Origin of the sequence: Streptomyces sp. NPDC048420 (assembly GCF_040651535.1) — a bacterium.
Lineage (GTDB): Bacteria > Actinomycetota > Actinomycetes > Streptomycetales > Streptomycetaceae > Streptomyces.
Genome location: NZ_JBEZKG010000049.1, coordinates 1 through 16,727 on the forward strand (window position 1 = coordinate 1; position 16,727 = coordinate 16,727).

Below are 16,727 nucleotides of genomic sequence, written 5' to 3' on the forward strand. Positions count from 1 at the left end.
CGTCACTCGGCTCTTCGGCCTGCACAGCCTCAGACCACGGCACGAAAACGGTCCACCGACTCCGTCGGCGGACTGTCACGAAACTTTGAGGCTAGGGTCCCTCCGGACTCAGAAGAGGGGACTCATGGACGCACTCCACGCAGTCCGGGCCCGCGGGATCACCAAGTGCTTCGGTGACGTCGTGGCGCTCGACGGCGTCGACCTCGATGTGACGCGGGGCCAGATCCACGGCCTGGTCGGACCGAACGGTGCCGGGAAGACCACTCTGCTCGGGCTCCTGCTGGGCCTCGCCGTCGCCGACGGCGGCAGCCTGGAGATCCTGGGGACGCCGGTCGGGCGGGCGTTCGACGCCCCCGACGGGGTCGCCGGATTCGTGGACGGGCCCGGGCTCTACCCTTCGCTCACCGCCCGGCAGAACCTCGCCACCCTCGCCGAACTCCGCGGCCGGGACGGACGTACGGCCGATGCCGACGACGTACTCGACCAGGTCGGGCTCACCGACGTCGCCGACGACAAGGCACGCGGTTTCTCCCTCGGCATGCGCCAGCGGCTCGGGCTCGCCGCCGCGTTGCTCACCCGGCCGCGGCTGCTGGTGCTCGACGAACCCTCCAACGGGCTGGATCCGTCCGGAAAGCGGCAGGTGCACGGAGTCCTCACCCGGCTCGCCGAGGACGGCACCGCCATCGTGCTGTCCAGCCACCGCATGGACGACCTGGAGGCCCTGTGTTCCGAGGTCACCATCCTCGCCACCGGCCGGGTCGTGTTCTCGGGACCGCTCGGCAAGCTGGCCGCCGAGAGCCGTGAACTCGACTACCGGGTACGGACGTCCGACCCGGAGGCCGCGCGGCGCCTGGCCGACGGCACGGACGGCATCCGGATCGTCGACGACGGCGGCGGCGGACGGCAGACGCGGGACGCCGAGGTGCTCGTCGTACGAGCGCTGGTGCCCGCTCTCGACGACCTGGTGGCGCGGCTCGTGACGTCGGGTGTCGCGGTGCGCGAACTCGCGCCGGTGGTCTCGCCCTTGGAGGCCGCCTTCCTGGCCCTCACCGAGAACCAGGCGACGGGAGCCGGTAGATGACTGCCACCTTCACCGCGCCCCCCGCCCCCGTCCGGCCCGTCTCGGTCGCCCGCGGCTACCGCTTCGAGCTCGTCAAGCTCGTCTCCCAGTGGCGCGTACGGCTCCTCGTCCTCGTCTGCTGGATCGCGCCGGGGCTCTTCGTCGCCGGGGTCAGCGAGCAGAGCACCCTGCCCTCCGACACCCTCTTCGGTCGTTGGATGCACGCCACCGGGTGGGCCGGGCCGCTGGTGATGCTCGGTTTCGCGGGCACCTGGGCGCTTCCGCTGCTGACGTCGGTGGTCGCCGGTGACGTGTTCGCCGCCGAGGACCGGCTCGGCACCTGGCGGCACCTGCTGGTGGCGGTCCGCTCGCCGCGGCGGATCTTCGCGGCGAAGGTGCTGGCCAGCCTCACCGTCATCCTGCTGCTCGTGGCCGGACTGGCCTGCTCCAGCACCGTCGGCGGGCTCGCGTCCGTCGGCGACCAGCCGCTCGTCGGCCTCGACGGCCACCTGCTGTCCGCCGGGGAGGCCGCCGAGAACGTCCTGCTCGCCTGGGCCGCCGCCCTCGCCCCCACCCTGGCCCTCGCCGCGATCGGCCTGCTCGGGTCGGTCGCGCTGGGCCGCTCCCCGATGGGGCTGCTGCTGCCGCCGCTGGTCGCGCTCGGCATGCAGATGGCCCAGATGCTGCCGCTGCCCGTCGCCGTACGCCTCGCCCTGCCCGGTTACGCCTTCATCTCCTGGAACGGCCTGTTCACCGCCCCGGCCCAGCTCGCCCCGCTCCTGACCGGCGTCGCCGTCAGCCTGGCGTGGGCGGTGCTCGCGACCGTACTGGCCTATCTGCTGTTCCTCCGGCGGGACTTCACCAACCTCGCCTACGACGGTGCCGGGCGCCGCGCGCTCACCGTGGGCGTGCTGCCGCTCGCCGCACTGACCGCTCTCACCGTCGCGGTGATCGCCGTATCGGTCCCCTCGACGGGCATCACCCAGGGCAAGGTCCAGCGCTCCGTCGCCACGGCCTTCGCCCACCTCTACCGCATGCAGACCGAACAACTCCACCGCCCCGCCGTCACCGAGGCGCAGCTCAGGGCCTCGGCGGCGTGCACCAAGAGCGACGGCCAGGCCGCTCAGCAGGGGGCGGGCAATGACTGGCGGTGTGTCGTGACCTGGCACCTGCCTGGCGTACCGGTGGCGGGGACGGCTGTCTATCAGCTGGACGTCGGATCGGACGGGCGGTTCGTCGCCGACGGCGACGGACCGAAGGAAGTGAACGGCTACTTCCTGGTGCGGACCTCCACCGGGGACGCACCCAACCCGCTGTGGCAGTTCGACGGCAACGTCGAGCTGCTGGACACCACCTCGAAGGGATAGTCTCATGCAGGTAACTCGGCAGCGCCGCAGCAGCGAGAAGGTCAGACGCCTCAGCCGTCGGACCACGCTGGTGACGGCCGGTATCGCCGTCGCCCTCGGCGTCACCGGCACCGCGGTCGCCTCCACCTACCAGTTCGGCACCCAGCAGGTCGCGCAGAACACCGCCCAGGGCGAGGTCATCTCCAGCGACCAGTACCTCAAGCCGTACGGCGACCGGACCGTCATCGACGACGGCAAGATCATGTCGTCGACGGTCAGTCCGGACGGCACCCACCTCGCGGCCGCGGTCACCGACGGCGACGCGGCCCTGGTGATCATGGACCTCGCGACCGGGCAGGTGAAGCAGAAGGTCGGCGCCAACGCGGCGGACGACCTGCGCATCAGCAGCGCCGCGGTCGGCCAGGAGGGGCCGACGTACTCGCCCGACGGCAAGCAGCTGTGGCTCGGACAGGCGAACGGCTACACCAAGTTCACCGTCAACGCGGACGGCACCCTCGCCGACCCGGTGGCCGTCAACATCCCGGCCGTCGGCACCCAGCAGGCGCTCGTGGGCGCCGCGGTGTTCTCCGCCGACGGCTCCACCGTGTACTCCGCCGTCAACGGCCAGAACAAGGTGGTCGCCATCGACGCGGCGACCGGAACCATCAAGCAGAGCTGGGCCGTCGGCAACGCGCCCCGTGGACTCGCCCTGGTCGGCGGCAAGTTGTACGTCAGCAACGAGGGCGGCCGTCCGGCGAAGGCCGGCGAGACCACCATGAACTCCTACGGCACCCAGGTGCCGGCCAACCCCGAGACCGGTGCCTCGACGTCCGGCACGGTCAGTGTCATCGAAACCGCGGACCCGTCAGCCGCCGTCGGCAGCATCACCGTCGGCCTGCACCCCACCGCCGTGTACGCGAAGAAGGGCACGGTGTTCGTCACCAACACCGCCGACAACAGCGTCTCGGTCATCGACGCCCGCAAGGACAAGGTCGTCCAGACCATCGCCACCCAGCCCTGGCCCGAGGCGAAGGTCGGCTACGAGCCCGACGCGGTCACCCTCACCGACGACGGGCACCTGCTGGTGACGTTGGGCCGGGCCGACGCGGTCGCCGTCTACCGGTACAAGTCGGCGCAGGAGCCCGCCAGTTACGTAGGCCTGCTCCCTACCGACTACTTCCCCGCCGAGATCACCACGGTCGGCAAGAAGGTCGTCGTCTCCAACATCCGTGGCATAGACGCCCGCCGCCCCACCACCGCCTCCGGACACGGCACCCACGACACCACGTCGAGCCTCACCGAGTTCACGCTGCCGAGCGACCTCGTCGTCAGGGCGCAGACCGCCAAGGTCTTCCAGCAGAACGGCTGGACGCCCGGCTCGGTCACCACGGCGCAGGGCGGCAGCCACGCCAAGCCCGTCCCGGTCCCGGCCCGCCTCGGCGACCCCTCGACGATCAAGCACGTCTTCCTGCTCGTCAAGGAGAACCGCACCTACGACCAGGTCTACGGCGACCTCCCGCAGGGCGACGGCGACCCGGCGCTGACGACCTTCGGCGCGAACGTCACACCCAACCAGCACGCCCTGGCCCAGCAGTTCGGCCTCTACGACAACTTCTACGACATCGGCACCAACTCCGCCGAGGGCCACAACTGGCTGATGCAGTCGGACAACCCGGAGTACACCGAGTCCTCCGCCGGTGAGTACACGCGCAGTTACGACACCGAGAACGACGTGCTGGGCCACCAGAAGTCCGGCTTCATCTGGACCGGCGCCCAGGCGGCCGGCAAGTCGGTCAAGGACTTCGGCGAGTTCCAGTCGACGGAGTCCAAGCCGGCCGGCGCCAACTGGCAGAACCTGTACTGCGACAGCAAGACCATGGCGGCGACGGGGGCACAGACCCAGTACCCCATCCAGACCGGCTCGGCGATCCCCTCGCTCAACAAGGTGTCCGTGCAGGGCTTCCCGATGTTCGACCTCAGCGTGCCGGACGTCTACAAGGAACAGATCTGGAAGCAGGACTTCGAGAAGAACGGCCCGGCGAACCTGAACATGTTCTGGTTCTCCAACGACCACACCGGCGGCCCGGCCAACGCCGCCGCCGAGGTCGCCGACAACGACCTCGCGGTCGGCCGGATGGTCGACGAGATCTCCCACAGCAAGTACTGGAAGGACTCCGCGATCTTCGTCGTCGAGGACGACTCCCAGAACGGCCTCGACCACGTTGACGGCCACCGGGCGCCGGTCCAGATCATCAGCCCCTACGCCCAGCACGGCATCGTAGACAGCCACTACTACACGCAGATCACGATGATCCGCACCGTCGAGCAGATCCTCGGGATCCACCCGATGAACCAGAAGGACAGCGCGGCGACTCCGATGTACGGGGCGTTCACGGGCAGGCCGGACGACACCCCGTTCACGGCGGTCCCCAACCGCACCTCGCTGACCCTCGGCGTGAGTCCCACGCCCTCCTGCGGCGCGGACACCCCGGCCGCCCAGGACGCCGACGCGGCCCCCGCGCCGACCTCCGCGGCGGTACCGGCGGCCCAGCGGGACCTCGCCGCCGAGTGGAAGACCTGGGCCTCGCACCAGCGCCTGACCGGCGCTCACGCGGTGCCGGACTACGCCAATGCCGAGCAGATGAACCGGTACACCTGGTACCAGACCCACGCCTGGACCAAGCCGTACCCCGGCGACAAGAAGGTCTACGCCCCCGCCGAGGTACCGGGCGCCTACCTTCCGTCGGCCGAGTCCGACGGCTGACCGGCCCGATCACACCAGGGTCCCGGACCGGGGCCCTGGTCTCTCGTCACGACCGTGACCGGGCGACCGGGAGCCAGTTCAGCCGCGGGACCAGCGTGGCGGTCAGGCGCGGGCCGAAGACGCACAGGGTCCGCTCCCAGGGGTGGCCGAGGATGCCGTCGGTCAGGTCCTCGGTCAGGAAGAGGTGGTAGTCGCCGTTCGGAAAGACCGGCACCGGCCAGGGGACGTCCGAGGCCAGATGCGGGCGGAACCACTGGCCGGTGTGCTGCCAGTCCAGCACCGCCAGGCGCTCGCCCGCGGGGAACGCCTCGGTCAGGGAGGCCAGGACCTGCCGCTCCAGACGGTCCAGGACGGCCGAGGACTCCGGTTCCGCCGCCTCGAAGAGGGGCGTGAGGTCGTAGGTGACCGAAGGCGCCGGCTCGTCGACGGCAGGCCAGTCCTCGGGGTGCACGCCGGGGTGGAAGCGGAAGCGGTCGATGAACCGCGACCAGCGCGCTTCCGACTCCTCCTCCGGCATGGCCTCCCAGGCGGGGTTGCTCGGTGTCATCTCTGGGTGGACTCCTTCGTACGGCGGCCGGTGGACGGACCCATGGGGGAGCGGTGGGTCCGTCCACCGACCTGTCAGGGGGTCGGCCCGGCTCAAGGGGTCGTCGGGGGTGCCGACGGCGTCAGTGGCGGTGGCCGATGAAGGTGAAGTTGCGGTAGTGGTCGGTCGTCACGAAGGTGTCACCGTCGTTCGGGCCGCCGTGCACGCGGACGATACGCAGGGTGCCGCGGTTGGTGCCGCGGGTGTTGCGCCACTCCACGTCGTACTCGTGGAAGTTGCCGATCCAGCTGCTCACGGGTGCGTGGCCGAGGCACATGGTGGAGCCGTGCTGGGAGCAGATCTGCGAGCCCGAGCCGCCGCCGAGGAGGTACTGCCGCAGCTGGCCGTCGCGGTCGTTGTAGCGGCCGCCGCCGTCGATGAACTGGCGGTGGTTGACGCAGTAGTTGTGGACGCCGTCCCAATCGCACAGGATCCGGGTGTGCGTCCGGTTCGAGGCGCTGACCGGCCAGCCCTGGTTCGACCAGTAGTTGATCGCGGTGTTGAAGCCGCTCGGCGGGTTGGTCGTTCCGTTGAGGTTTCCGGAGACGGCCGCGCTCGCGGGGTTCTGGAGGGCCGGGACGGTTTGGAAGGCGCCCGTGAACAGGGCGGCGAGGAGCAGCAGGACGGACAGCTGACGCCTGCTGCGCCACCAGGGCCCGGATGCCTGCCCGGCGGTGCTCTCCTGGCGCGCGGGGGCCGTGGCGAGGGTTGCGTTCATACGAGGTCGTTCCTTCACTGGGGATCCCGGCCTGTCGGTCGGGCTGGCGTGAGGAACGTAGGAAGCGAACATCTCGACCGCCGCACGACTGTGTATCAGCGGTTCATCACGACCGATCGACGGCTGTGACACGGAGGCCGTACCGCTGAGATGTCCTCCCCTCACCCTGGAGGCCGCTCCGGGAGCCTGAGCACGGCTTCCGCCCCGCCGTCGGGACGGTTGCGGAAGGTCAGGCGGGCGCCCAGCAGCCGCGCCTGGCCGACCGCGATCGTCAGCCCCAGCCCGGTTCCGGTGCCCGGCGCGGTCGTACGAAACCGCTGCGGGCCGGAGGTGTGCAGCACCGCGAGGAGATCGGCCGGAAAGCCCTCACCGCGATCCCGGACCCGCACGACGGGCCCGTCCACCTCGACCTCGACGGGCGGCGCCCCGTGCCGCAGCGCGTTGGAGACGAGGTTGGCGAGCACCCGCTCCACCCGCCGAGGATCGGTGACCACGACGGCGTCGGCCACCACGACCACCCGCACCCGGCGGTTCCCGTCGTCTGCCGTGTCCTGCCCCTGGCTGGTTCCGGTGGCCGTCTCGTCCTGCCCCTGGCCGGTCCCGTCGTCTGCCGTGTCCTGCCCCTGGCTGGTTCCGGTGTCCGTCTCGTCCTGCCCCTGGCCGGTCCCGTCGTCTGCCGTGTCCTGCCCCTGGCTGGTTCCGGTGTCCGTCTCGTTCCGCCCTTGGCCGGTCTGCCCGAGGCCGGTCACCGCTCGCCGGGCCATTGCGCTGACCTGTCGCTCCTCCGTGTCCAGCGCGGCGACCCGGGCGTCCATGCGGGCCACTTCGAGGACGTCCTCGACCAGGGAGCGCAGGTTCTTCACAGACCGCACGATCAGGTCCGTGGCCGGGCCCGGCGGCAGCAGTCCCGCCGCCGTCGACATGCCCGCGACCGGCGTGCGCAGCTCATGCGCGATGTCGGCGGTCACCCGGCGTTCGGCCTCCAGCCGGGCTCCCAGCGCGTCCGCCATGGTGTTCACGGACACGGACAGGCGGGCGATCTCGTCCCGGCCGTCGGGGCGTGCCCGGGCGTCGAGCCGGCCGTCGGCGATGGACTCCGCGGTGCGGGCCGCGGCCATGGCCCGGCGGCCCATCCGCACCCCGAGGGCGAGCCCTGCCAGCGACACCAGCACGGTCGCGCCCGCCCCCACCGCGGTCAGGGTCCGGTCCAGCGTCGCGAGCCGCTGGATCTCCGGCGCGTACGACCGCGACAGCGCCAGCACCTCCCGGTCCGCCACCTGCGTCGCCGCCCACAGCCTGCCATCGTGGAGATACGTCACCCGGGATCCGCCCCGCACCGCACGCGCCACCGGCCCCGGCAGATCCGGTGGGTTGATCCGGGCCGGGGACCTGCGGGCGGCGGCGTAGTCGTAGGCGGCGCTGACCAGCTGCCGGTCCAGCTCGGAGCGGGCGGTGGAGAGCTGCTCGGCGGCGGTGACCCGGTGGACCAGGACGCCGATCACGGCGGCGACGGTCACGGCCGCCGCGGCGACGGCGAGGGCGACTTTCGTACCGATGTTCACAGCGGCCTAACGGCACAGCCGGTAGCCGAAGCCCCGTACCGTCTCGATCCGCTCCCGGCCGATCTTGGCCCGCAGCCGCTGCACATGGACGTCCACCACCCGGGTGTCCCCGGACCAGGCGTAGTCCCAGACCCGCTCCAGGAGCAGGTCCCGGGTGAGCACGATGCCGGGGGCGCCGGCGAACTCCCGCAGCAGCTTCAGCTCGGTGGTGGTCAGCGCGAGGGGGCTCCCGCCCCGCCGTACCTCCAGGGTCGTCGGGCAGAACTCCAGGTCACCGAAGCACCGGCGAGTGGTCTTGGGATCCGGCGGGGCCGGTTCGGCGGGTGCCGCCCGGCGCAGCAGCGAGCGGATCCGGGCGACCAGGACCGGGCCGTCGAACGGCTTGGTCACATAGTCGTCGGCGCCCGCCTCCAGGCCCATCACCACGTCCACCGGGTCGTTGCGCGCCGAGATCAGCAGCACCGGGACACCGGACTCCTCGCGGATACGGCCCGCCAGGCTCACCCCGTTGAGGCCCGGCAGCATGATGTCGAGGATCGCCACGTCGGGCCGGGACGCCCGGAACATCTCAAGACCGTGCACCCCGTCGGCGGCCGCGTGGACACGGTAGCCGTGACCCTCGAGGGTCAGCCGGGTGGCCCCGCGGATCATCTCGTCGTCCTCGACGAGCAGGATGTCGTGCATGTTCTGTCTCCCCCGTGGGTCGGGCAACGTTGTCAGGGCTTCGGCACGCGCAGGGACACGCTGCTCACGTCCTCCGCCCAGTCGGGCGCGGGGCGGTGTACGGGGGTGACGGCCGCGTGGCTGTAGTACGCCGCGTACTGGCGCTTCACCAGCCCGCTGAGCACGATCTCGACCCGGTAGCTCGGCAGCGCGTCCCGGGGGCAGTCGGAGGCGCAGGCGTAGTCCATCACGAAGCCGGTCGCGGTGGCGCGGGGCGAGCCCCAGTCGCGCCACCGCATCCAGTCCAGGGTCGTGTAGTCGGTCAGGTCCATCAGGCCGGGCCGCTCGGCGGGCTCGGACTCCCAGTTCAGGACGTACACCGGTCCGGTCCAGGGGGCGCGGGTGGGGGCCGGGCCCTCGCTCCGGACACCGCCGTCGGCCACGCCGCACCCGGTGACGCAGACGAGCAGCCCGGCGGCGAGTGACGCGCTCAGTGCGGACCTGCGCGGAACCATGGCGGGCCTCCGTCCGTGGTGGTCGTTCAGCCCGAATGATGCATGTCCTGACATGAACGGCCGGTGAACGAGAGCCGTGATGTCCGCAACAGCGCCCAGTGCGCCGCCGCCTTCCGAGGAGCACCCTGGAAGGACACACTCCGGAGGTGACCGTCATGATGCGCACCGCAGTGGGATGGCATGTGGAAATGGAGTTCCTGGAGGACGATCAGCACACCCGGGCGGTCGCGATGGTGCGCCTGCCCGACGGGACCGAGGTACGGGGGCACGGACACGCCAGCCGCCACCGCAGCGACACGAATCAGCCGCGGGTCGGTGAGGAGGTCGCGGGGGCGCGGGCCCTGAACGAACTCGCGATGCAGCTGCTGACCAAGGCGCACGACGAGATCGACGAGGCGTCCGGGCGGACGTCCCACTCGATCAACGTGTAGCTGTCACAGGGCCGCCCGTACCGCCCTGACCAGCGCCTGCGCCCGCGGGTCCGCCGTGACCGTCTTGCGGAAGCCGTTGGTGACATAGCCGAAGGCGATGCCCGTCTCCGGGTCGGCGAAGCCGAGGGAGCCGCCGCGGCCGGGGTGCCCGAAGGAGCCTGCTCCGAGGAACGGCGACGCGCTGCCGTGCAGCATGTAGCCAAGGCCGAACCGGGTGTTCACGACGAGCACCCGGTCCGGGCCCGCCGACTCCTCGGTCCGGGCGAGCTCGACCGTGGCCGGGTCGAGGAGCCGCACCCCGTCGACCTCGCCGACCATCGCCGCGTAGATCCGCGCCAGCCCGTCCGCCGTCGCGATCCCGTTGGTCGCGGGCAGGGCGCTCGCCCGGTACGCCGGTGCGTTCTGGTCGGGGAAGGGGGTGATCGCGGCGAAGGCACGGCGGGTGAGGGAGCCGGGATCCTCGTAGGCCTCGGTGACGGACCGCTTGGGCCGGGCGCGCAGGGCGCCGGTGGGCTCCGGCGCCTCGATACGGCCCACTCGTCCCGTCCGCCCGGCCGCCTCCTCTTCCTCCGGCAGCCCGAGCCAGAACTCGGCCCCGAGCGGCCCGGCGATCTCCCGCGCGATCCACTCACCGGCACCGAGCCCGGTGACCCTGCGCACCAGCTCGTCCAGCATCCAGCCGTACGTCAGCGCGTGGTACCCGTGGTCCGTGCCGGGCTCCCACACGGGTGCCTGCGCGGCGACCGCCTCGGGGCCCTTTAGCGGGTCCAGGGCCTCCTCGGGGGTGAGCGGCCGGTCGATCACCGGCAGCCCGGCCCGGTGGTTCAGCACGTGCCGGACCAGCACCCGCTCCTTGCCGCGCGCCTTGAACTCCGGCCAGTACTCGGCCACCGGCGCGTCCAGGTCCAGCTCCCCGCGCCGGTGCAGCATCAGGGGTACGGCGGCGGCGACGCCCTTGGTCGCCGAGCGCACGACCTGCGCGGTGCCGTGCCGCCAGGGCTCGGTGCCGTCGACGTCCTTGGTGCCGGCCCACAGGTCGACGACCTTGCGCCCGTCCCGGTACACGGCGACCGCCGCGCCCCGGTCCCCGAGCGCCTCGAAGTTCCGCGCGAACACATCCCTGACCGGCTCGAAGCCCTCGGCGACTGTGCCGTTCACGTCCACGCCCGTACTCCTCCTGCTGTGGCCCGGTGCCTCTCTCAGCCAAGCAGAATCGTCACGTCGATGTTCCCGCGGGTCGCGTTCGAGTACGGGCAGACCTCGTGGGCCGCGTCCACGAGCTTCGCCGCGAGGCCGGCGTCGAGGATCGGAAGGGAGACGCTCAGGGCGACCGCGAGGCCGTAGCCCTGAGTCCGGTTAGGGCCGATGCCGACCTTCGCGGCGACCGTTGAGCCGGTGAGGTCGTAGCCGGCGCGGTTGCCCACGAGGATCAGCGCGTTGTGGAAGCAGGCGCTGTATCCGGCGGCGAACAGCTGCTCCGGGTTGGTGCCGTTGCCGTCCCCGCCGAGCGCGGGCGGCATCGCGACCTTCAGCTCGATCTGGCCGTCCTGGCTGGTGACATAGCCGTCCCGGCCGCCGTGCGCGGTGGCCTCGGCGACGTACATGATCTTCGTCGGCCGGGTGTCGACGACGGTTTCCTCAGTCATGGCTGATCTCCCCCCCGGAGAAGTGTGCGCAAGTACATCGTGCACAAGGTACCGGCCGGTAGGTCGGTGCCGGGCCACCAGGGGTGGCGACTTCGGGTAACAGGAGGTCAGTGGGGGCGCTCGGCCGCCGCGTCCACCCGTTGCGTGAGCCGCCGCAACTCCTCCCGCAACCGCGCGGCCTCCGTGCCGTCGAGATCCGTCGCCGCGAGCAGGGCGCCCGGGAGGCAGATCGCGCGCTCCCTGAGTTCCTCGGCGCGACCCGTGCACGCGACGAGGACCGAGCGCTCGTCGGCCGCCGCGCGCTCCCGGCGTACCAGGCCCGCGCTCTCCAGCCGTTTGAGCAACGGCGAGACCGTGCCGTAGTCGAGGCGCAGGGCGCTCGCCAGCTCCTTCACCGTGGTCTCGCCGCGCTCCCACAACACCAGCAGTACGAGGTACTGCGGGTAGGTGAGCCCGAGCTCGTCGAGGAGCGGCCGGTACGCGGCGGTCACCGCGCGCTGGGCGGCGTACAGCGCGAAGCACAACTGGTCGTCGAGCAGCAGTGATCCGGCGTCCTCTTCGTTCGTCACGCGCCCATTGTCACGGACCGCGGATCGAATCCGAAGGGCAGCTCCAGCCGGTGGGCCCGCATCAGCTCGTCGTCGGTGAGGAGTTCGGCGGTCTTCCCGTCCGCGGCGATGGTGCCCTCGCTCAGGATCAGGGAGCGCGGGCACAGCTCAAGCGCGTACGGCAGGTCGTGGGTGACCATGAGCACGGTCACGTCCAACGAGCGCAGGATGTCGGCGAGTTCGCGACGGGACGCCGGGTCCAGGTTGGAGGAGGGCTCGTCCAGGACGAGGATCTCCGGCTCCATCGCCAGCACGGTCGCCACCGCCACCCGGCGCCGCTGGCCGAAGGAGAGGTGGTGCGGGGGCCGGTCCTTGAACTCCGCCATGCCGACCCTGGTGAGCGCACGGTCCACGCGCTCCTCCAGTTCGGGGCCCCTGAGCCCGGCCGCGGCGGGTCCGAACGCCACGTCCTCGCGCACGCTCGGCATGAAGAGCTGGTCGTCGGGGTCCTGGAAGACGATCCCGACCTTGCGCCGGATCTCCGCCATGTGCTTCTTGTCCACGGGCAGCCCGGCGACCTTCACCGAGCCCACCCCGCCGCCCAGGATGCCGTTGAGGTGCAGCACCAGGGTCGTCTTGCCGGCGCCGTTCGGGCCGAGCAGCGCGACCCGCTCACCGCGCGCGATCGAGAAGTCCACGCCGAACAGGGCCTGGTGGCCGTCGGGGTAGGCGAAGGCGAGGCCGGAGACCTCCAGGGAAACAGTGCTCACAGGGTCCATCCCACCACGCAGACGACAAGGGCGGCGACGGGGAGCGCGAGGGCGTACGACCACTGCGCCCGGGACGCGGTCACCTCGTCGATGACCGGCATCGAACCGGCGTAACCGCGGCTGACCATGGCCAGGTGCACCCGCTCGCCGCGCTCGTAGGAGCGGATGAACAGGGCGCCTGCCGACTTCGCGAGGACGCCCCAGTGTTTGACGCCGCTCGCCTCGAACCCCCGCGACTCCCGCGCGATCCGCATCCGCCGCATCTCGTCGGTGATGACATCGCCGTAGCGGATCATGAAGGACGCGATCTGGACGAGGAGCGGCGGCAGCTTGAGGCGTTGCAGGCCGAGGAGCAGTTCGCGCAGTTCGGTGGTGGAGGCGAGCAGCACCGAAGCGGCGACACCGAGCGTGCCCTTGGCGAGCACGTTCCAGGCACCCCACAGGCCGCTCACGCTCAGGGACAGCCCGAGGACCTCGACCCGCTCGCCCTCCGCGACGAACGGCATGAGCACCGCGAACGCCACGAACGGCACCTCGATCAGCAGCCGCTTCAGCAGGAAGCCCGCGGGCACGCGGGCGGCGTACGCGACGACGCCCAGGAGGACGGCGTACAGGCCGAACGCCCACATCGCCTCGCGCGGGGTCGAGACGACGACCACCACGAAGGCGAAGACGGCCGCGAGTTTCGTGTGCGGCGGCAGGCCGTGCACGGGCGAGTGCCCGTGCCGGTAGAGCCTGTGCGCGTGTCCGGCACCCATGTCAGACGCCGGTGCTGACGGGGGTGGTGTCGGCGCTGCGACGCCTGCGCACCGCCCAGAACACCGTGCTGCCCGCGACCACGGTCACGCCGACGCCGATCACGCCCGCCAGCCCCCCGGACAGGCGGGCGTTCTCGACGTCCTTCACGCCGTAGTCCGCGAGTGGTGAGTCCGCGGTGGCGTGCTCCTCGGTCCTGGCGTCGATGCCCTTGTCGGCGGCGACCTTCTCCAGACCGTCGGGATCGGCGGAGGCGTAGAAGCTGACGAACCCGGCGAGGACCAGGGAGGCGACGAGGCCCGTGATCCAGACCTTGCGGTGGGAGCGGGCGGCGACAGGGGTCGTTTCGGCGGCCGGCACGTCCACCAGCTGTCCGTCGACCCGCAGTTGCAGCTTCTGCTGGAGGCCCCGCGCGCCGTACACCAGGTCAGGGCGTACGGCGACGACGGCGCCGACCGTCAGCGCGGTGATCGCGGCCTCACCGATGCCGATGAGGACGTGGACGCCGATCATCGCGGTGGCGACCTTGCCGATGGAGACGTCGGTGGTGCCGCCGACGGCGTAGATCAGGGTGAAGGCGACGGCCGCGGCGGGCACGGAGAGCACGGCGGCCACGAAGGAGGCCGCGGTGATCGAACTCCGCCTGCGCGGGAGCACCTTGACCAGCCCGCGGAACACCGCGTACGCCACGACCGTGGTGACCACGGCCATGTCGGTGATGTTCACGCCGAGCGCGGTCAGACCGCCGTCCGCGAACAGGACGCCCTGCATGAGCAGGACCACGGAGACGCACAGGACCCCTGTGTAGGGGCCCACGAGGATCGCGGCCAGAGCCCCGCCGAGCAGGTGTCCGCTGGTCCCCGCGGCGACCGGGAAGTTCAGCATCTGTACGGCGAAGATGAACGCCGCGACCAGGCCGGCGAGCGGCGCGGTGCGCTCGTCCAGCTCGCGTCGGGCGCCGCGCAGGCTCACCGCGACGGCGGCAGCCGCTACGACTCCGGTCGCTGCCGAGATGGGGGCGTCTATGAATCCGTCAGGCACATGCACCGTTAGATGATGTGGCTTGTTGCGAACCTTTTGCAAGAGAGGGGTGACGCGAACAGCGAGCGGGAGGCGTTGGCGGCCTTTTGGTCCCGGGGGCGAAACGCGGGAAATGTGCGACGCTGGGAAGGGAATGGATGCACAGATTCCGCACAGGTTACGCAGCGTGAGAGGCCCGTCACGATGTCTGTAGTCGAACAGTACGCACGAGCCCACATCGTTTCGGACGCGGACATCGCGGAGGACGAGGCGATCCCGGTGGTCCTGCGCTACGACCCCGACATCGACCCGCGCTCGGTACGGGTCGGTCTGCCGGGGCCGCACGAGTGGACTTTCTCACGTGCCCTGCTGGAGCAGGGGCTGCGAGCGCCCGCCGGCAGCGGTGAGGTCCGCGTATGGCCGTGCGGGCGGGTGCAGGCCGTGCTGGAGTTCCACTCCCCGCAGGGGGTGTCGGTGGTCCAGTTCGAGCAGAAGGCACTGCTGAGGTTTCTCCGGCGGACGTACATGGCCGCGGCACCCGTACGGGGCTGACCGCTGTGAGGGGTCAGCCGCCCATCTTCAGCAGCGCCGCCACGATCGGGCCCGCCGTGTCGCCGCCGTGGCCGCCCGCCTGGGCGACGCCCGCGGCCGCGAGGTCGCCGCGGTAGGCGGTGAACCAGCCGTTGGGCTTGCTCTGGCCGTCGACCTCGGCGGAGCCGGTCTTGGCGCCGACGTTGCCGGTGACCCCGGACATCGCCTCCTGCGCCGTGCCGTAGGCCGCCGTGTACGCCATCAGCTCACGCAGTTGCGACAGCGTGCCCGAGGACATCGTGCGCGAGGCGGTGGCCAGCGTGCGGTTGTCGACCGAGGGAGAGACCAGGTAGGGCTGCTTGAAGGTGCCCGACTCGACGGTGGCGGCGACCGACGCCATGTTCAGCGGGTTCATCCGGACCCCGCCCTGGCCGATGAGCGAGGCCGCCTTCTGGGCCGCGCTCTGCACCGGCACCGAACCGTCGAAGGACGGGACGCCGATCGCCCAGTTGTCCATGGACAGGCCGAAGACCTGCTGGGCCTGCTTGGTGAGGCTGTCGTTGTCCAGCTTGCCCGCCTGGCTGATGAAGGCGGTGTTGCAGGAGCGGGCGAAGCTCGCCTTGAAGGTGCCGCCCTTGATCTCGAACTTGTCGTCGTTCTGGAACTTCCAGCCGCCATACGTGAAGTACTTGGGACAGGGGTGCGGCTTGTCCGCCGACGCGAGGTCCTTCTCGATCAGCAGCGAGGAGGTGATGACCTTCATCGTGGAGCCCGGGGCGAGGGAGCCCAGGAAGGCGGTGTTGAAGCCGGGGTTGGCGTTGGCCACGGCGAGGATCTCGCCGGTCGACGGGCGCAGGACGACCACGGAGGACCGGGCCTGGGTCTTGACCTGCCGTTCCGCGGCGGCCTGGAGCGTCGGGTTCAGGGTGGTTTTCACGGTGCCCGGAGTGCCCTCGCTGAGCTCGACGAGGGTCTTGTCGGAGTCCTTGGAGGACTTGGAGGACTCGGACTTGGCGGAACCGGAGTCCTTGCCGCGGATCACCCGCAGCTCGATGCCCGCCTTGCCGCCGGCCTTCTTGCCGTACTTCTCCCGCAGGCCGTCCAGGACCGTGGCGAGGGAGGGGTACTTGGCCGCGGTCAGCTCGCCGCCGTCCCGGTCGAACGCCTTGATGGGCGGGGTCCCCGACTCGCCGGTGACGAGGGTGTCACCGTCCTTCAGATCCGGGTGGACGACCGAGGCGACCCAGTCGACCTGCGGCTTCCCGGTGCCGGTGTTGCGGACGACGGTCAGCGAACTGGCGTAGGTGAGCGGCTTGGTGAGGCCCTTGTACGACACCGTCCCCTTCACGGAGAAGGGCACCTTGTCGCCGGTCGGGGTGCCCGGGGTGAGGGTGACGCCGGTGATGTGGGCGTCCTTGGTGTAGCCGGTGAGCAGGGTGGTGGCCGCCTTGGCGTCGCTGGTCGTGGCGGCGGCCGCGGTCACCTTGCCCTGCTGCCAGGAGGTGAGGAAGGCGTTCGCGGTGGTGGTCACCTCGGTCGCCGACAGCGGGCCGGTCTTGACCTTCGGCTTCTGGTCGGCGGCCGCGGACGTGTTCTGCGTCCGGTCGGCCGCCGACCCGGCGCCGTACAGCGCGTAGACACCGAAGCCGGCGCCGACGACGGCCACGGCGATCGCCCCGCCGATCACGGCGGGCTTGGTCTTCCGTCGCTCGGCGACGCGCCTTCTGTTACCCACGACTTACGCTTCCTCCGCGCTATCCCAGGGTCCCCGTTGCCCTCATGCATCCCAACGACGGCAACAGACTAGAGTC

The 16,727-nt window shown here is 71.1% G+C and carries 17 protein-coding genes; 5 read left to right on the forward strand and 12 right to left on the reverse strand.

The features are described from left to right. The first annotated feature begins 124 nt into the window (after window positions 1–124). Genes AB0D34_RS45040 through AB0D34_RS45050 form a run of 3 tightly spaced genes read left to right on the forward strand, consistent with a single transcriptional unit; the run spans window position 125 to window position 5,170 of the window. On the forward strand, window positions 125–1,081 hold the full coding sequence (locus AB0D34_RS45040; RefSeq protein WP_362673502.1) for an ABC transporter ATP-binding protein: 957 nt from the start codon (window positions 125–127) through the stop codon (window positions 1,079–1,081). Then, entirely contained in the window at window positions 1,078–2,427 is a 1,350-nt protein-coding gene (locus AB0D34_RS45045) for an ABC transporter permease (protein ID WP_362673505.1), read from the forward strand. The genes AB0D34_RS45040 and AB0D34_RS45045 overlap by 4 nt, the downstream gene beginning before the upstream one ends. Window positions 2,428–2,431: 4 nt before the next feature. Beyond that, window positions 2,432–5,170, forward strand: coding sequence for a phosphoesterase (locus tag AB0D34_RS45050; protein WP_362673507.1), 2,739 nt, complete (start codon window positions 2,432–2,434; stop codon window positions 5,168–5,170). A gap of 46 nt (window positions 5,171–5,216) precedes the next feature. Here AB0D34_RS45050 and AB0D34_RS45055 read toward each other — a convergent pair whose 3' ends face one another. The 5 genes from AB0D34_RS45055 to AB0D34_RS45075 all read right to left on the reverse strand — a co-directional run bounded on the left by AB0D34_RS45055 (window position 5,217) and on the right by AB0D34_RS45075 (window position 9,214). Further along, window positions 5,217–5,717: a DUF2716 domain-containing protein gene (locus AB0D34_RS45055; protein WP_362673510.1), complete on the reverse strand. Its 501-nt coding sequence runs from the start codon at window positions 5,715–5,717 to the stop codon at window positions 5,217–5,219. Window positions 5,718–5,838: 121 nt separating this feature from the next. Then, complete coding sequence (locus tag AB0D34_RS45060; RefSeq protein WP_362673513.1) at window positions 5,839–6,474, reverse strand: ribonuclease domain-containing protein; 636 nt, start codon at window positions 6,472–6,474, stop codon at window positions 5,839–5,841. 161 nt (window positions 6,475–6,635) lie between these two features. Next, complete coding sequence (locus AB0D34_RS45065; RefSeq protein WP_362673516.1) at window positions 6,636–8,036, reverse strand: HAMP domain-containing sensor histidine kinase; 1,401 nt, start codon at window positions 8,034–8,036, stop codon at window positions 6,636–6,638. Window positions 8,037–8,042: 6 nt separating this feature from the next. Next, complete coding sequence (gene cseB / locus AB0D34_RS45070) at window positions 8,043–8,720, reverse strand: two-component system response regulator CseB (protein WP_362673517.1); 678 nt, start codon at window positions 8,718–8,720, stop codon at window positions 8,043–8,045. Between the two features lie 32 nt (window positions 8,721–8,752). Next, the gene (locus AB0D34_RS45075) at window positions 8,753–9,214 is read right to left on the reverse strand and encodes a hypothetical protein (RefSeq protein ID WP_362673520.1); all 462 of its coding nucleotides are present in this window, start codon (window positions 9,212–9,214) and stop codon (window positions 8,753–8,755) included. A gap of 155 nt (window positions 9,215–9,369) precedes the next feature. Between AB0D34_RS45075 and AB0D34_RS45080 the strand changes: the two genes are divergently transcribed. Then, a complete protein-coding gene (locus AB0D34_RS45080) occupies window positions 9,370–9,645 on the forward strand; it encodes a DUF1876 domain-containing protein (RefSeq protein WP_362673523.1) in 276 nt (91 codons plus the stop codon). Between the two features lie 3 nt (window positions 9,646–9,648). Here the strand turns inward: AB0D34_RS45080 and AB0D34_RS45085 are convergent, their stop codons facing one another. The 6 genes from AB0D34_RS45085 to AB0D34_RS45110 form a co-directional block, all read right to left on the reverse strand. Then, the gene (locus tag AB0D34_RS45085; RefSeq protein WP_362673525.1) at window positions 9,649–10,809 is read right to left on the reverse strand and encodes a serine hydrolase domain-containing protein; all 1,161 of its coding nucleotides are present in this window, start codon (window positions 10,807–10,809) and stop codon (window positions 9,649–9,651) included. A gap of 35 nt (window positions 10,810–10,844) precedes the next feature. Beyond that, window positions 10,845–11,291 carry an organic hydroperoxide resistance protein gene (locus tag AB0D34_RS45090; RefSeq protein WP_362673527.1) on the reverse strand — a complete coding sequence of 149 codons (447 nt, stop codon included), beginning with the start codon at window positions 11,289–11,291 and terminating at the stop codon, window positions 10,845–10,847. Window positions 11,292–11,398: 107 nt separating this feature from the next. After that, the gene (locus AB0D34_RS45095) at window positions 11,399–11,860 is read right to left on the reverse strand and encodes a MarR family transcriptional regulator (RefSeq protein WP_362673530.1); all 462 of its coding nucleotides are present in this window, start codon (window positions 11,858–11,860) and stop codon (window positions 11,399–11,401) included. Next, window positions 11,857–12,618 carry an ABC transporter ATP-binding protein gene (locus AB0D34_RS45100; RefSeq protein ID WP_362673532.1) on the reverse strand — a complete coding sequence of 254 codons (762 nt, stop codon included), beginning with the start codon at window positions 12,616–12,618 and terminating at the stop codon, window positions 11,857–11,859. The genes AB0D34_RS45095 and AB0D34_RS45100 overlap by 4 nt, the downstream gene beginning before the upstream one ends. Then, a complete protein-coding gene (gene cbiQ, locus AB0D34_RS45105; RefSeq protein WP_362673534.1) occupies window positions 12,606–13,367 on the reverse strand; it encodes a cobalt ECF transporter T component CbiQ in 762 nt (253 codons plus the stop codon). The genes AB0D34_RS45100 and cbiQ overlap by 13 nt, the downstream gene beginning before the upstream one ends. A 1-nt stretch (window position 13,368) precedes the next feature. Then, a complete protein-coding gene (locus AB0D34_RS45110) occupies window positions 13,369–14,412 on the reverse strand; it encodes an energy-coupling factor ABC transporter permease (protein WP_362673536.1) in 1,044 nt (347 codons plus the stop codon). A gap of 177 nt (window positions 14,413–14,589) precedes the next feature. On the opposite strand from AB0D34_RS45110, the gene AB0D34_RS45115 reads away from it, so the two are divergent. Beyond that, on the forward strand, window positions 14,590–14,937 hold the full coding sequence (locus AB0D34_RS45115; RefSeq protein WP_362673538.1) for an SsgA family sporulation/cell division regulator: 348 nt from the start codon (window positions 14,590–14,592) through the stop codon (window positions 14,935–14,937). Window positions 14,938–14,950: 13 nt separating this feature from the next. Here AB0D34_RS45115 and AB0D34_RS45120 read toward each other — a convergent pair whose 3' ends face one another. Further along, window positions 14,951–16,651, reverse strand: a complete 1,701-nt coding sequence (locus tag AB0D34_RS45120) for a penicillin-binding transpeptidase domain-containing protein (RefSeq protein WP_362673540.1) — start codon at window positions 16,649–16,651, stop codon at window positions 14,951–14,953. Window positions 16,652–16,727: the final 76 nt, after the last annotated feature.

What these genes read in the sequence shown, in the direction of transcription:
- AB0D34_RS45050 (WP_362673507.1), top strand. Translation starts at nt 2,432, where the DNA reads ATGCAGGTAACTCGGCAGCGCCGCAGCAGCGAGAAGGTCAGACGCCTC.
- AB0D34_RS45045 (WP_362673505.1), top strand. Translation starts at nt 1,078, where the DNA reads ATGACTGCCACCTTCACCGCGCCCCCCGCCCCCGTCCGGCCCGTCTCG.
- AB0D34_RS45055 (WP_362673510.1), bottom strand. Translation starts at nt 5,717, where the DNA reads ATGACACCGAGCAACCCCGCCTGGGAGGCCATGCCGGAGGAGGAGTCG.
- AB0D34_RS45060 (WP_362673513.1), bottom strand. Translation starts at nt 6,474, where the DNA reads ATGAACGCAACCCTCGCCACGGCCCCCGCGCGCCAGGAGAGCACCGCC.
- AB0D34_RS45040 (WP_362673502.1), top strand. Translation starts at nt 125, where the DNA reads ATGGACGCACTCCACGCAGTCCGGGCCCGCGGGATCACCAAGTGCTTC.
- AB0D34_RS45080 (WP_362673523.1), top strand. Translation starts at nt 9,370, where the DNA reads ATGATGCGCACCGCAGTGGGATGGCATGTGGAAATGGAGTTCCTGGAG.
- AB0D34_RS45075 (WP_362673520.1), bottom strand. Translation starts at nt 9,214, where the DNA reads ATGGTTCCGCGCAGGTCCGCACTGAGCGCGTCACTCGCCGCCGGGCTG.
- cseB (WP_362673517.1), bottom strand. Translation starts at nt 8,720, where the DNA reads ATGCACGACATCCTGCTCGTCGAGGACGACGAGATGATCCGCGGGGCC.
- AB0D34_RS45100 (WP_362673532.1), bottom strand. Translation starts at nt 12,618, where the DNA reads ATGGACCCTGTGAGCACTGTTTCCCTGGAGGTCTCCGGCCTCGCCTTC.
- AB0D34_RS45115 (WP_362673538.1), top strand. Translation starts at nt 14,590, where the DNA reads ATGTCTGTAGTCGAACAGTACGCACGAGCCCACATCGTTTCGGACGCG.
- AB0D34_RS45090 (WP_362673527.1), bottom strand. Translation starts at nt 11,291, where the DNA reads ATGACTGAGGAAACCGTCGTCGACACCCGGCCGACGAAGATCATGTAC.
- cbiQ (WP_362673534.1), bottom strand. Translation starts at nt 13,367, where the DNA reads ATGGGTGCCGGACACGCGCACAGGCTCTACCGGCACGGGCACTCGCCC.